The 14,068-nt window shown below is 40.7% G+C and carries 16 protein-coding genes and 1 riboswitch; of the genes, 1 reads left to right on the top strand and 15 read right to left on the bottom strand.

Annotation, left to right across the window (positions count from 1 at the left end; translation table 11 throughout):
* Positions 1–20: 20 nt before the first annotated feature.
* The 11 genes from QUF94_RS05795 to QUF94_RS05745 form a co-directional block, all read right to left on the bottom strand.
* Entirely contained in the window at positions 21–230 is a 210-nt protein-coding gene (locus QUF94_RS05795; protein ID WP_289315006.1) for a Fur-regulated basic protein FbpA, read from the bottom strand.
* 212 nt (positions 231–442) lie between these two features.
* Entirely contained in the window at positions 443–1,651 is a 1,209-nt protein-coding gene (locus tag QUF94_RS05790; RefSeq protein WP_289315005.1) for a M20 family metallopeptidase, read from the bottom strand.
* A gap of 87 nt (positions 1,652–1,738) precedes the next feature.
* Complete coding sequence (locus tag QUF94_RS05785; protein WP_289315004.1) at positions 1,739–2,611, bottom strand: MetQ/NlpA family ABC transporter substrate-binding protein; 873 nt, start codon at positions 2,609–2,611, stop codon at positions 1,739–1,741.
* A gap of 21 nt (positions 2,612–2,632) precedes the next feature.
* A complete protein-coding gene (locus QUF94_RS05780; RefSeq protein ID WP_289318292.1) occupies positions 2,633–3,283 on the bottom strand; it encodes a methionine ABC transporter permease in 651 nt (216 codons plus the stop codon).
* A 13-nt stretch (positions 3,284–3,296) separates the two neighbouring features.
* Positions 3,297–4,319 (bottom strand): methionine ABC transporter ATP-binding protein, encoded by a 1,023-nt coding sequence (locus QUF94_RS05775; RefSeq protein ID WP_289315003.1) that lies wholly within the window; start codon positions 4,317–4,319, stop codon positions 3,297–3,299.
* Between the two features lie 40 nt (positions 4,320–4,359).
* Complete coding sequence (locus QUF94_RS05770) at positions 4,360–4,548, bottom strand: hypothetical protein (RefSeq protein ID WP_289315002.1); 189 nt, start codon at positions 4,546–4,548, stop codon at positions 4,360–4,362.
* Between the two features lie 108 nt (positions 4,549–4,656).
* A riboswitch (SAM riboswitch) is annotated at positions 4,657–4,768 on the bottom strand.
* Positions 4,769–4,908: 140 nt separating this feature from the next.
* Positions 4,909–5,376, bottom strand: a complete 468-nt coding sequence (locus QUF94_RS05765; RefSeq protein WP_289315001.1) for a GNAT family N-acetyltransferase — start codon at positions 5,374–5,376, stop codon at positions 4,909–4,911.
* A gap of 98 nt (positions 5,377–5,474) precedes the next feature.
* Positions 5,475–5,843, bottom strand: a complete 369-nt coding sequence (locus QUF94_RS05760) for a nuclear transport factor 2 family protein (RefSeq protein WP_289315000.1) — start codon at positions 5,841–5,843, stop codon at positions 5,475–5,477.
* 22 nt (positions 5,844–5,865) lie between these two features.
* Positions 5,866–6,108: a hypothetical protein gene (locus tag QUF94_RS05755; protein ID WP_289314999.1), complete on the bottom strand. Its 243-nt coding sequence runs from the start codon at positions 6,106–6,108 to the stop codon at positions 5,866–5,868.
* Between the two features lie 332 nt (positions 6,109–6,440).
* Positions 6,441–7,751, bottom strand: a complete 1,311-nt coding sequence (locus tag QUF94_RS05750) for an amidohydrolase family protein (RefSeq protein WP_289314998.1) — start codon at positions 7,749–7,751, stop codon at positions 6,441–6,443.
* 221 nt (positions 7,752–7,972) lie between these two features.
* The gene (locus QUF94_RS05745) at positions 7,973–8,962 is read right to left on the bottom strand and encodes a zinc-dependent alcohol dehydrogenase family protein (protein ID WP_289314997.1); all 990 of its coding nucleotides are present in this window, start codon (positions 8,960–8,962) and stop codon (positions 7,973–7,975) included.
* Positions 8,963–9,138: 176 nt separating this feature from the next.
* Between QUF94_RS05745 and QUF94_RS05740 the strand changes: the two genes are divergently transcribed.
* Positions 9,139–9,477, top strand: a complete 339-nt coding sequence (locus tag QUF94_RS05740; protein WP_289314996.1) for a YmaF family protein — start codon at positions 9,139–9,141, stop codon at positions 9,475–9,477.
* Between the two features lie 98 nt (positions 9,478–9,575).
* Here the strand turns inward: QUF94_RS05740 and QUF94_RS05735 are convergent, their stop codons facing one another.
* The 4 genes from QUF94_RS05735 to QUF94_RS05720 all read right to left on the bottom strand — a co-directional run bounded on the left by QUF94_RS05735 (position 9,576) and on the right by QUF94_RS05720 (position 13,451).
* Positions 9,576–10,367 (bottom strand): ABC transporter ATP-binding protein, encoded by a 792-nt coding sequence (locus QUF94_RS05735; RefSeq protein WP_289314995.1) that lies wholly within the window; start codon positions 10,365–10,367, stop codon positions 9,576–9,578.
* A 15-nt stretch (positions 10,368–10,382) separates the two neighbouring features.
* Positions 10,383–11,396 carry a FecCD family ABC transporter permease gene (locus QUF94_RS05730; RefSeq protein WP_289314994.1) on the bottom strand — a complete coding sequence of 338 codons (1,014 nt, stop codon included), beginning with the start codon at positions 11,394–11,396 and terminating at the stop codon, positions 10,383–10,385.
* Positions 11,393–12,397 (bottom strand): FecCD family ABC transporter permease, encoded by a 1,005-nt coding sequence (locus QUF94_RS05725; RefSeq protein WP_289314993.1) that lies wholly within the window; start codon positions 12,395–12,397, stop codon positions 11,393–11,395. The genes QUF94_RS05730 and QUF94_RS05725 overlap by 4 nt, the downstream gene beginning before the upstream one ends.
* A gap of 85 nt (positions 12,398–12,482) precedes the next feature.
* Positions 12,483–13,451 carry an ABC transporter substrate-binding protein gene (locus tag QUF94_RS05720; RefSeq protein WP_289314992.1) on the bottom strand — a complete coding sequence of 323 codons (969 nt, stop codon included), beginning with the start codon at positions 13,449–13,451 and terminating at the stop codon, positions 12,483–12,485.
* Positions 13,452–14,068: the final 617 nt, after the last annotated feature.

Below are 14,068 nucleotides of genomic sequence, written 5' to 3'. Positions count from 1 at the left end.
TTCATTATTTTTCCACTGATTTATATGAAATGATGGATCTTCAGACAGGGGGAATGATCATCGGATTCCTTCTCTTCAATTTTAATTATTTTAATATATTCTTCCTCTAAATCGGTTAGTGTTAATTCAAATAGATGGATGTCATTCTTTTTATAGACTCCCTCGTTAATCAACTTGTTGATCAAGAAGTTTCTTTTCTTTTCAATTGCTTTACGTAATAATATCCCCATAATAAATCCTCCTTTATTATATGAACAACTACGGTATTGGAACAGCCTTGGAACCTGGCTCATACACCAAAAAAAACGGAGACATCTCTTTTTAAAGAAAAGTCTCCGGTTTTCCGGTCAATTAACCTATAATTCCTATTTAATTACTTGGTATTGTTATTTCTTATATTACAAACTCCGAGCTCCGTAGTCAACAAAAATTTTGATTTTATTTATTTTTCCGTTTGCTTCGCTTCATGAAATGCCGTTTTCACCTTACCCAACAGATCTTTATCCGATAGCAATCGATATCCTGTAAGCGCAAGTGCTTTTGCACCAGTCAGGATGGCTTTGTTTCCAGCTTCTGATTTAGCACAGTCGCGGAATTCATTCGTATGGGCAATCAACTCATCCGGTCCAATTTTAATATAAGGATGTGCTGTCGGCACTACATGGCTTACATTACCTGCATCCGTCGAACCAAAACCACTCTCTTTTCGAGGGGCCACCGCTTCCCCTAATTGATCCAGTTCTTCTTTTAACAGATCATCAAGGACTGGATTAATGACAAAATCGAGTACTTCATTTTGGAAACGCTCGACCTTAACCGTGCTTCCTGTGGCAAGTGCTGCCCCTTCAGCGACAGCACGTATTTTACGGGACACTTCTTGGCAAAGTTTCCATGTTGTTGCCCTAATGTAAAATCTGGCTGAAGCATATTCAGGAATGATGTTAGGCGCTTCCCCGCCATTGGTGATTATTCCGTGGATCTTGACTTCGGTTGGAAGCTGCTGGCGCAAAGCATTAATGCCATTGAATAGCTGAATCACCCCATCAAGTGCATTTACGCCTTGTTCAGGAGCAGCAGCCGCATGTGCTGCCTTCCCGTAAAAATGAAAATCAAGGGGATCGACGGCCAAAAATGGACTAGTTATACCCGTTTGCCCGGCAGGATGGATAATGATGGCTGCATCCACCCCATCAAATAGACCATGTTTCACAAAACTGCCTTTTGCACTTCCATTCGGCCCGCCCTCTTCAGCCGGTGTACCGAAAACAATCACTTCTCCGCCTGTTTCCTCCAGCACTTGAGCCAAGGAAATGCCTGCTGCAACACTCGTTGTGCCGATGATATTATGGCCACAAGCATGGCCTAAACCCGGCAATGCATCATACTCGGCTAAAAAGGCAATGGTAGCTCCTTCCTTTGAAGAGGTTTTTTTGGCGATGAATCCTGTTTCATGTCCAGCTATATTGCGGTTCACTTCAAATCCTTCATGTTGAAGTATTCCGGTTAACGTGTCCGAAGCGAAGAACTCTTGATTCCCAATTTCGGGTTTGGCATGAATGGCTTGACTCGTTTGGATATATAATTCGGAATGAAGGTCGATGTGATCTTCAATGATTTGCTGATGCTGCTTCTGCACTAATTCTCTCGCCATACTCTTATCTCCCCTTTTATTTATTGGATTAAAAAGCCGGATAGCATTTTGAATCCTTCCGGCATTCCCTTCACATTGTTCTATTCATCATTTTTCGTTAGCTGGTTTTGTCCAAGCATCTTGGTAATTCACTAATTCATCTACTGAAACATATGCAGGAATGGTGTTTCCATTAAACGTTTTTTCAATGAATTCCTCCACTTCTTTCGATTGATAAAGCTCTACTAATTTTTGCAGCTCAGGACGATCGGCATTTCCCTTTTGAACTGCAATGATATTGATATATGGTTTCGCCGTTTTACTTTCATGGAATAATGCATCTTTTAAAGTAAGGTCTGCTTCGACAGCAAAGTTATTATTAATGGCTGAAGCATCGGCATCATCCAATAGACGCGGTGTATTGCCGGCAGCAACAGGTTTGATTTTCAATTTTTTCGGATTTTCCTTAATGATTTCCAATGATCCCGATCCATTGAATTCCTCTTTCAATGTAATCAATCCAGCTTCTTGAAGAAGGAGTAACGCACGGCCAAAGTTTGTTGCTTCATTCGGAACCGCTATCGTAGCGCCATCTGGAAGATCCTTGAGATCTTTGTGTTTTTTCGAATAAAGGCCCATAGGTGCAATGACAGTCGACCCGATGGCCTCTAATTTCAGCTTTTGATCTTGAACGAATTCATCGAAGTAGGCGACCGTTTGGAATGAATTCGCATCAATTTCCCCTTCACTTAACGCAAGGTTCGGTTGGATATAATCATTGAAAGTGACCAGTTCGATATTCAGCCCCTTATCTTTTGCTAAGTCGACAATGTATTCCCATGTTCTCGTATCCCCGCTGCTGACACCGACTTTTACTGTTTTCACATCATCCGAACCGCCTGATGCACCCTCTTCGTTCCCGCATGCTGCAGCCACGATGGCCAATGCCAATACCATGATCGTTAATAAGATTTTCTTCATTTCTCCTACCTCCTGTTATTTTTATCTTCTTCTGATTTTTCTTGAAACAAAATTCCCGGTGGATTGTAGTAATTGAACGATGATCACGAGCGCCGCTACTGTGACGACCATCGTCATCGTATCGAACCTTTGATAACCGTAAGCCAAAGCTAAATCTCCGACCCCGCCTGCTCCGACGGCACCTGCCATGGCCGTAGATCCGACCAGCCCGATTGTCGCTGTTGTAAATGTAAGGATCAACGAACTAAGTCCCTCGGGAATCAAAAAGCGATAAATGATTTGCCATGTCGTCGCCCCCATCGCCTGAGCTGCCTCGATGATCCCTTTGTCCACTTCCAAAAGGGAGTTTTCGACAAGCCGGGCAATATAAGGAGCCGCGTAAAAGATAAGCGGAACAATGGCCGCATTCGTTCCGATCGCACTGCCTACGAGCATTCTGGTAAACGGAATAAGTGCTACAAGCAAGATGATGAAAGGAACCGACCGCAATATATTGATGATCGGATTCAATACATTAAAGATCCATTTATTCTCCAGGATGTGACCCTTTCTTGTAATGACAAGCAGGATACCGAGCGGCAGCCCAATCAATCCGGAAAACACCAATGAGATGGCTACCATATAAAGTGTGTCACCGAAAGCTGTCGACAGCTGCTCTGCCGTTATTTCCATTCCCCAAAGTGTATTACCCATTTATCTGCACCTCCTGGACGAGAATCCCCTCATCTTTAATATATTGATAAGCCTTGTCCACCTCTTTTTTGTTCCCTGTCACTTCGATGATCAAATTCCCAAAAGGCGTTTCCTGAATTTCAGAAATATTGGCTGATAATACGCTTAAATGAACATCATATTTCTTCGAGATGGTAGAAAGTAAAGGAGTACCCGAAGTAGTCCCAATAAAATTAATTTTCCAAATAATCGGGATATGGGACCCTATACTTTTTAGGAAACTTTGTGGAATCTCGTCATGTATGACCGTTCTCACGAAGTTTTTTGCAATATCCGTCTGCGGCTTGGCAAAAACCTCGAAAACTGAACCTTGTTCAACCACGCATCCTCCCTCCATGACCGCTACTTTATTGCAAATTTCCCTAATAACAGACATTTCATGAGTGATTAACAGAATCGTAATATTGTATTCTTTATTAATTTTCTTTAAGAGCTGTAGTACCGCACTCGTTGTTTGTGGATCCAATGCAGATGTAGCTTCATCACACAATAAGATCGATGGATTGGTAGCCAATGCTCTCGCTATGCCGATCCGCTGCTTTTGACCGCCGGATAATTGTTCCGGATAACTCTTTGCCTTGCTTGATAAGCCAACGAACTCTAACAGCTCGCCTACCCGCTGTTTGATTTCTTTACTAGGAGTTCCTGATAAAACCAGCGGCATGGCGATATTATCAAAAACAGTCTTTGAGTTTAGCAAGTTGAAATGCTGAAAGATCATTCCGATTTTTTTCTTTTCTGCCCGCAATTCCCTCGGATTCAATGAAGTTAAATCCTTACCCCCGACAATCACCGAACCATCTGAAGGCTGTTCAAGCAGATTGACCAACCTGATCAACGTACTTTTCCCGGCCCCGCTATAACCGACGACACCGAATATATCCCCCTTTTCCACCGTCAAATTAATGCCCTTCAAAGCCTCAACGGTCTGTTTCTTTGTTTGATAAACCTTTTTAACATTTTGAAACTCAATCATCCAATCTCCCCCCATGTTGTTTATTTTTACGAATTCATTATCAGAGAAGAGCTTTGCAAAGTTTCATAATGATAGGGTTAATTTCGAAATTCACGAGTAAATGCATGAAACTCACGAGTAAATGCATGAAACTCACGAGTAAATGCGCCAAACTCACGAGTAAATGCGCCAAACTCACGAGTAAATCATCGAATCTCACGAGTAAATCAATAATTCTCCAAATAACCATATACATTCTGAATAAACAAAAGAGGCCTCTTCCGTCATCAGACAGAAGAGGCCTCTTTTAGAAATAAAAAAGAGTAAACTCTTAATTTAATTATCTAAGAAAAGCTCCTTCTTATCTTTCAAACTTTCGTCCGTTGGAATTAGCACAGTATTTTTACAAAAGTAAAAACCCGCTGCCGAGGTATCATAGGGCCAAGTCCCTCCACATCTCTTGATAAGAATTAACGTTATATTTAATTATGTCCTTCACTATATATTCTAATTTCTCTAAAGTCAACCATATTTTTAATCGCACGAAATATTTTCATAATATAGTGAATTGATATTTTTTAATTATATCAATATAATTTTTATTTCTATTTTATAATGATTTTCTCATTCTCCATACAGGGTGTTTTTCATTTTCTTCGCTTATCTTCATCATGCCTGAACTTGTATATAAACGAATCGCCCTTTGATTATCCGGAGAAACCCTTAAATGGTATTCGGATACATTAAATTGCCTGAAAAAGTTTTCTGCGTAGCGAACCAATTCCTTGCCAAGGCCTTTACTGCGGTATTCGGGAATTAGATAAAATAGATTCACATAGCCAATCTCAGTTCCTTCATACTCCCGAATTTGAAGTTCCATTTGTCCAATCGGTTCTTGATCCTTTTCAATGATCACCTGTCCATCCGGAAATTTGCGGACCCGTTCTTTCATTCGTTGCAAGTATGTATTTTCATCTCCAAAACCGTCTTCAGATCCAAAACTTACAACAAATGAATCTTTCCGGAATTTAACGATAATATCTTTATCTTTGTCCGTATCAATGGTACGAAAAAGCAACTTCATCCACCCCTATCATTTTATTGGAATAGTTTTTAGATAGGTAATACTCATTTTCTTACGCTAATTCACCATTTTCAATTTCATAAATAAAAGGCTTAAAGAGGCCCTTTCGTTTTTGTGCCCTGATGAAAAAACATTTGCCATCTTCCATTCGTACATTTCCAGATTGAACTTCTTAAGGTATGTTCCGCTTTACTTTCATCAAAAATCCGGTACGTAGTTAACACGGTATCCTCTGACAATTGATGCATGTCAAATTGATTTAAGGTCATTTTCACCGCACCGGCTCCCTCTTCTCCCACAAAATCGCTTTTAGTCCATATATTACCCGAACTGCCGAACTCAAAGAAATCATCTTTCAATAATAATGAAAGTTCTTCTGGAGATGTACGGATTTCAGATTTTAACAATTTCTCCTCCAGCTGATACAAATGCTCTTTTAACAACGAAGAAACACTTTCCATTCATCTCGTCCTCCTTTTTCAACTACTTTCCTCGAGTTGACTGCTTCTCAATACGATTGGAAAATGGTGTATAATTCATACAAAGACTTTCATACGGTGGTGAATTCATGATCCATGCTGTCAAAGATTTTTTATCCAGTTGTTTGCTGATTACCAGTTGGCTAATATTTGCGGTCAGCAGCATTTTTTTCATTTTTTCGTTTTTAACCGTTTTTGCCATACCTATTTTCTTATTAATATTTTCAACCGGCTTACTTTGTCTCAATATTTCCAAGAAACTTGACTCAAAACGGATTTCTAAGTGTTAAGAACAATTTATTCCACAATAATTGCGGTAATTCCTTTTTAAACTGCCATCCGATACGAATTATTCCTTGCTAAACCGAATAGTATGGTCCTCAATAGATTAATTTGACCTACAATCGATTTATTACGTCCTAAATCGGATTATTTCGACCTATATCAGTTTAATTCGACCTACACCCCATTTATTCCGTCCTTCATCAAAATAATTACTCCCACATCCCATTTTTATCATTGAGTCCATAAAAAAAGAAGCTGCAATGGCAGCTCCTTTTTTCGTGCATCCGTTCATGTTTATCGTGATAGGGTCCCCTGCAGCCGATTCGTTTCGGCAATCACTTTTTCTTCGTCGATCGTTAAGCATCCGCCATCTTTCACGACCATCTTGCCATCAATGTATACATCACATACATCATTTCCGCGTGCTGCATAAAGCAGGTGCGAATAGGCTTCACTCAGTGGCTGCAGATGTTCTTTGTTATATGGGTAAATGGTGATGAAGTCTGCTTTTTTACCAGCTTCAAGTGATCCCGTATGACCCATTCCAATCGCTTCTGCACCCATTCTGGTAGCCATGGCGAGTGCTGTTTGTGCAGGGAATTTAGTGGCGTCCTTATAGATGCCTTTTTGTAGTAATGCAGCTGTCCTTATTTCCTCGAACATATCGAAGTTGTTGTTCGAGGCGACGCCGTCTGTTGCAACCCCAACTTTAATGCCTGCATCAAGGAGGCTGACGACATCTGCTATTCCAGATCCGAGCTTCAGGTTACTGATTGGATTATGGGCAACGCGTACATCATGCTGTTTTAGTATCGCTCGCTCTTCATCATTTAGAACCACACCATGGGCCATTACGGTAGGCTGATCGAACAGTCCTAAACGGCGAAGGTGCTCGACAGGACGGGATCCGTAACGTTTTTCGATGTCGAGGATTTCAAAGTCCGTTTCCGATACGTGAATGTGCACCATCAAATCATTCTCTTTTGCAATCCGTGCACTTTCCATTATCGCTTCAGGTGTACAGGCATAAGGGCTGTGTGGCGCGACCATGGTGGTCAGGCGGCCATCGGCAAACGTTTTATAGTTTTTTGAAAACTGCTCAGCCCCCATGAGGTTCGCTTTTTGGTCTTTTTCCGTACCCAAGCTGAAAATTGTGTAAGAGAAGGCTCCGCGCATTCCCGTTTCGCCTATCGTCTCCATGACAGCACCCGCATCTATTCCATTAGGATTAAACATATCCGAAAATGTGGTAGTTCCTGATTTCATCATTTCCATAAGGCCAAGTTGAGAACTTACAGAGGCGATTTCCGTTGTAAACTGGCTTTCAATCGGCCATATTTTCGTTTCAAGCCAAGGCTTCAGCAGCATGTCGTCCCCGATTCCGCGTAAAAGGGTCATGACAATATGCGAATGGGCATTCACAAGGCCTGGCATAATCCATTTTCCGCCAAGGTTGACCACTTGATCAGCATCTGTCAATTGTTCTTCAGAGTGCTGGCCAATGTAGGATATGGTTTGATCTTGTACAATCATCATGCCGTTTTCAAAGATTTGATTTTCTTTATCCATAGTAAAAAAGGTAGCATTCGTATATATCGTTTTCATATAAGTATTTCCTCCAAAAGTCGTTTCATGTATCAACATGTTTCTATTCCGCATTCTAAACTAGCGTCTTACAGGTAATCAAGTAATTCCATATTATCAGGGGACATTTCCATTTACCTTAGGAACCTATTGGAAGAGCTTCAAGATGAATGCTTCCTTCAATATGTCCGTTCAATCAGCAAACCACATAGAAATGCCCATTGCAAATTCAGCAGGAAAAATCAGCTGCTTAAAAAAATCTTCCCTCTATTGCCCACAGGGGTTTCGGTGATACGAATGGCTTCTTGCACATCTTGAAGGCCGTAGTAGGAATCCGGCTTCATGAACATCAATCTTTTATCAGCAATGAAACCCATCAAAAGGTTAAACGTTTCATGCCAGGTTTGAACGGAAGCCTGCTGATTCCAATGGCGAAGATGAAACATTTTAACATTCACTTTTGTCCTTTGTGAAATTTCCGCCCAATTTACAGACTTTCCTGATAAAAGTCCAATCGTTAATAAGATGCCGTTAGGCCGAACACAAAAAGCTAGCTCTGAACCATCAATGCCGCCCACTGAATCTATGGCCGCATTCGCTCCGCGCCCATTCGTCCATTCCATCACGGTATCATGCAAGGATGATTGGGACGTATCGATTACATATGCAGCACCAAGTTCATGCAGCTCTTCCGTATACTTATCGTTTCTCGTTACAGCAATCAGCTTAAAACCAAGAATCCTGGATAACTGGGCAAATAAACGGCCAATGGAAGATCCGCAAGCATTTACGAGTAATACATCATCCGGTTTCAATGCTAATACTTCTGTGATTATTAGCCACGCGGTTATCGGATTTATATATAATTGCGCTGCTATATGGTCCTCAATCGAATCAGGAATGACGATGGCCAGCTCCGCAGATGCTTTAACATAATCCTGCCAGGTCCCTTCACCACGCAAAGGCAGTACACGCTTGCCTATCAGCTCTTTCGAAACCAATGGACCCACCTCTTCTACAATGCCGACACCTTCATAACCAGGTATGGCAGGTAAGGGGATTCGGTGGGAATAGGCACCGCGAATGGGCAGCAAGTCAGACGGGTTAATCGGACGTGTGGTCATCCGAACGAGGACTTCCCCCTCGAAAGGTTTTTGAATAAGTTTATTTTCAACTTTTAAAACCTTTTGCGGATTCCCAAACTCATAGAATGTAACACATTTGGCTTCCAAAATAATAAGTCTCCTTTTATGTATAAGTCTATCTATTTTATCATTTAACTGTGGTTTATTTTATGATGATTCTGGTTTTCCGCTTTATGATCCCATCTTCCATGAATTTCTCGTTAAGAATCTTCTTATTGTTCCAAGCATATAGTTTATAAATTTATGTACAAGGGGGGAAGAGATTGAATAGTGTAGGGAAAAATGATTTTGTATCTGGGTTTGTACCACATCATAATCATGGATCTGTTGATTATACTTCCATAGCGGACGGCCATGTCCATCAATGTTTGGATGTAACATCCCCGCCAATTCCATCACAAGAGGGAGGACATATTCATTATACTGAAGGATATGTGTTATTTGAGGATGGGCATTCCCATTATTATAAGGCATATTCGGGACCACCCATTCCGGTTGGAAATGGAATGCACGTTCATTATTATGATTTTTACACAACGGAAGATGATGGGCATAGACATAGAATTAAAGGGGTCGATCAACCTGCTCCAGGAAATAAATAAGAACGAAAAAACATCAGGGGGATGGGAAATCCCCCTGATGTTTTCTTGCCTCCGATAGACTCTAAATGCATTCTCTACCTTTATTAGAAATAGTTATTCTAATGATCTTGAGATAAACCAATTGGAATGCATAGAGGCGTTTGATCAACTGGATTTTCAATAATACAGCATTCCAGTCTAAAAACGTCCTTGATCATCTCTTTTGTAAATACCGTTTCAGGCGGTCCCTCTTTATAGATCTTTCCCTTAACGATGCTAATCAGATGATCGGCATACTGTGCCGCTTGATTCAAATCATGCAGAACCATGACAATCGTGCGCCCATAAGTTACGTTTAAATCGCGCAGTAATTCCAATATTTCAATTTGGTGTGCTAAGTCTAGATAGGTTGTCGGTTCATCTAACAGTAAAAGGTCGGTTTCTTGTACTAAAGCCATCGAAATCCATGCTCTTTGCCTTTGTCCTCCAGATAATGCATCCAATGTCCGATCAGCAAATTCAGTCATTTTCGTTGCAGATAAAGCACGGTCGACAATGGCATGATCTTCTGGAGTTTGTCTCGAAAACAAGCCTTTGTGTGGATGCCTGCCATAATAACATAGATCTTTAACGGTTATATCTTCCGGCGCTTCCGGAGCTTGCGGTAAAATAGCCAATTTCTTCGCAACTTCCTTGGAAGATTGCTGATGAATGGCCTTTCCATCTAAATAGATCGTGCCTTGCTGAGGTATTAATAATCTAGCTAGAGACCGTAAAATGGTAGATTTGCCACAACCATTGGAACCTATGATTATACTGATTTTACCTTCAGGAATTTCTAAATCGATATTATCAATGATTTGAGTTGATCCATAAGAGAGAGAAAGATGCTCTGCTGATAATGTTGTCATGATCTCCCGCCTTCCTTATGTTATTTTTCGTTCACGACGTAATAAATATAAAAAGTATGGCACCCCAATCACCGCAGTGATAATTCCGGCGGGTATTTCTATTGGAGGGAACAATCCTCTGCCCAAGCTATCGGCAACGAGTAGAAAGATAGAACCAAAGAGCGCTGAAGCAGGAAGTAAAACCTTGAATTTAGATCCAACCACTCTACGGGCAATATGGGGGGCGATTAAACCAATAAATCCAATGGAACCAACCGCAGCTACACAGACTCCAATTAAAATGACAGAAACACCTAGTAAAATATAACGCAGTAATTTTGATCTTTCACCGAGACCTGTAGCTATTTCGTCTCCAAGGCTCAGTACATCCATTTTAGAAGTTAATGCAATTAATACCGGGACAAGAACTAGACATGGAAGCAACATGAATACTTGATCCCATCCTCTTCCCCATAGACTGCCTGTTAACCACAAGAGAGTCGTATTCACATCATCCGGGAACTTGACCATGAAATACTCTATGCCTGCTTGACATATTGCCCCTAAAGCAATTCCCACCAAAGCTATTGTATTTGGTTGAGCCCCTTTTTTATAAACAAATATCATCAAAATTGCCGCCATGACCGCTGCTCCGATAAAAGCTGAAAGGGGTAGAATGATAATTGGCGATTGCGGAAATAAAACAATGACGATAACAGCTGCCAATCCGGCACCTTTTGTTACCCCAATCACATCGGGAGAAGCCAATGGATTTCGAAGGACCCCTTGCAGAATGGCTCCAGCCGTTGCCAATCCGGCACCCACTATCACGGCAATCAAAATACGGGGTATCCGGTAGTTGTGCAGTATGAATGCCTGACTTTGCATGCCATTTCCAAGGAAATTTTGGATGATTTCCAAAGGTGAGATGTAAATGGCCCCTAATCCCAGGCTCACCATTGATAAAATCAGCATGATTACCATAAGCATAAGGAGAATGGAATAAGGGTGAAATTTGGGTTTCAACACGGATTTTCGATTAAATTTCATTGCTTAATATTCCTCCCTCTCTTCGCTAAATAAAGGAAGAATGGCGCACCGATCATAGCTGTTACAATTCCTACTGGCGATTCAAAAGGATAAGCGATAAACCGGGCGATAATATCTGCATAAACTAAGAGTAAAGCGCCGAATAATGCAGAAAAAGGGATGATTCTTCGATAATCTCCCCCCACCAGCCTCCTGACGATATGAGGAATAATCAAACCAACAAAGCCCACTGGGCCTGCGACGGCAACCGAAGATCCTGCCAAAATAATGACCAATATTCCTGCTAAAATACGGATTCGGTACACCCGTTGCCCAAGTCCTTGCGCCATATTTTCTCCTAATACAAGGACGGAAACAGATCGAGAGAACACGACAGCGACGAATAGCCCAAAAAGAGACCAAGGAAGAATCATGTTAACGTGCGCCCATGTTTTCCCATTAATAGATCCGACTAACCAATAGAGCACATCTTTCGCTTGTTCATTAAAGATGATCATGCCTTGCGTTAAAGAAGATAAAAAAAAGTGAACAGCCATTCCCGCCAATGCCAGCTTTACTTGGGTCATTCCCCCTCCCGAAGCAAAAGAATAGACTGCCATCCCTCCCACTGCTGCACCAATGAATGCAACGCAAACTAGAGAGACGGAAGAAAGGTTAGGAAAGAAAACAAAAGCTGAAACAATAAAAAATGACGCACCGGCATTAACACCAAATACTTGTGGAGAAGCTAATGAATTCCGGGTGATAGCCTGCATGAGAGCACCCGCCACCGCTAAATTTGCACCGACCAATGCTCCAACCAAAGCTCGAGGTAAACGAAGAGTCCTTATAATAACCTGTTCTTTTGACGAGTCCATCTCAAAAAAGGACTTCAAAACCATTGCTAAATTTATGTCGGCCGCGCCCACAGAAATACTTGTTAGGACTCCCAAAATTAACAAAACGATTCCGGCTACAGCTGTACAATACACTTTCATTTTACTTCTAACTACGGTCTCCATTGACTATACAACACACTTCCTAACAAGATTTTCATACTAATAGAAAGAGAAGTAAGAATTGGATCTCTTACTTCGCTTTTGTTCCTTATTTTTTATCAAGAATGTTTAAAGTGTCTTTAGCAATGGCCTCTGCGGATACAACACCACGGTATCTCGTCCATAAATCCCGATCAACACTATAAACTTGTTTGTTTTTTACAGCCTTGAGGTCTTTCCAAAGAGGGTTGTCTTTCCACTCATCAGTAAGTAACTTTCCCTCATTGTTCGCCAAAAGCAGCACATCCGGATTAATCTCGACAAGTTGCTCCAGATTCATCTCAGCATGTGGTTGGTCTTGCTGAATGGCATTTTTCAATCCCATTCGTTCAAGCAATTCTCCATCATATGAAGAAGAAGTATGAGCTTGGAATGAAGTATCCCGTACAACAGCAGGTAAAACCGTCATATTTGAATTAACTGTTAACTTTGATTTAAGTTCTTTGATCGTTTTTTCATGCTCGTTTAATCTTTTATCTGCAGCCTCTTCCTGATTTACTGCTTTTGCAATCGTTTTGAAAGAATCCAAGTTTTCTTGATAGGTAGATTCCCGACTTTTTAAGACAACGGTAGGAGCGATCTGCTGTAAATCTTTATAAATACCTTTATGCCGCTCAGCATCTGCAATGATTAAATCCGGCTGTAAAGAACTGATAACCTCTAAATTAGGCTGTTCACGTGTTCCCACTGAAGTATAATCCATTTCTTGACCTACAAGTTTTGTAATCATATCTTTTTTGTTGTCATCTGAAATCCCAATAGGTTTTATTCCTAGAGCATTTAGAGAATCAACGAAAGATAACTCAAGGGTAACAATTTTTTTAGGAGTATTTTTAATTTCCGTTTCTCCCATTTCATGCTTAATCGTCCTTATTTCTTGATTCTTTGTTTCGGCAGATGTCTTATCTGCTTCTGTTGTTTTTTGAGAGGTATTACATCCTGATAACATCATCATAATAGTCCATAACAGGATTAATACTCCTCCCCCAAATGTTTTTACTTTTTTAGATTCTCGCATTTTTTGCACCCTTTCTCTCATCTATATCTATTTAACTTCTTATCCAACGTGTTAATCATAATTGAAAATGATTATCATTATCCTGTTGTTATGATAAAGTCATCGATTGATACCGTCAATATTAATGAAATTTTGTGAATAAAAATCATTATGGCCATTAAGGCAACCTGCATGCATTTTATTGATTACGTGAAGTAAGTTGAAGTACCGATTCGGCAAGGGCTTGAAGTTGAACTTTAAAAAAAGTAAAAAAAGCAGACCCGTTAAGGTCTGCTCTTTTGATCAATGTACGTCCTCATTTTCTTTCCATCAGCATTTCCTCAATAGGATATACTTCATTAGAAGCTTCCCCTTTTGAGGGTTTTATGGAGGTGGAGTTTATTATAAGAATGATTCAGTTGATCCCAGAAATCCGCTCCCTTTCCGCCGACTGTCTGCCAAGCCGCATCAAAGCTAGCGCCTGTGGGGTCTTGGCTAGCCATTTTTCCGGCTGGAGTGTCGCAAATTTCTTCAATCCATTGTGGCTTTCATAAAACCAGAAAAACATTAATAATCATCTAGTCTTGCTTTATTTAATATCATGGTTCGGGATAAGACCATTCCGTACTTCTTTTGTA

Source organism: Peribacillus sp. NJ4 (assembly GCF_030348345.1).
In the GTDB taxonomy this organism is placed as follows: domain Bacteria; phylum Bacillota; class Bacilli; order Bacillales; family DSM-1321; genus Peribacillus.
Note: the sequence above shows the minus strand (reverse complement) of the source record. Positions and strands in the feature narration are given on the sequence as shown.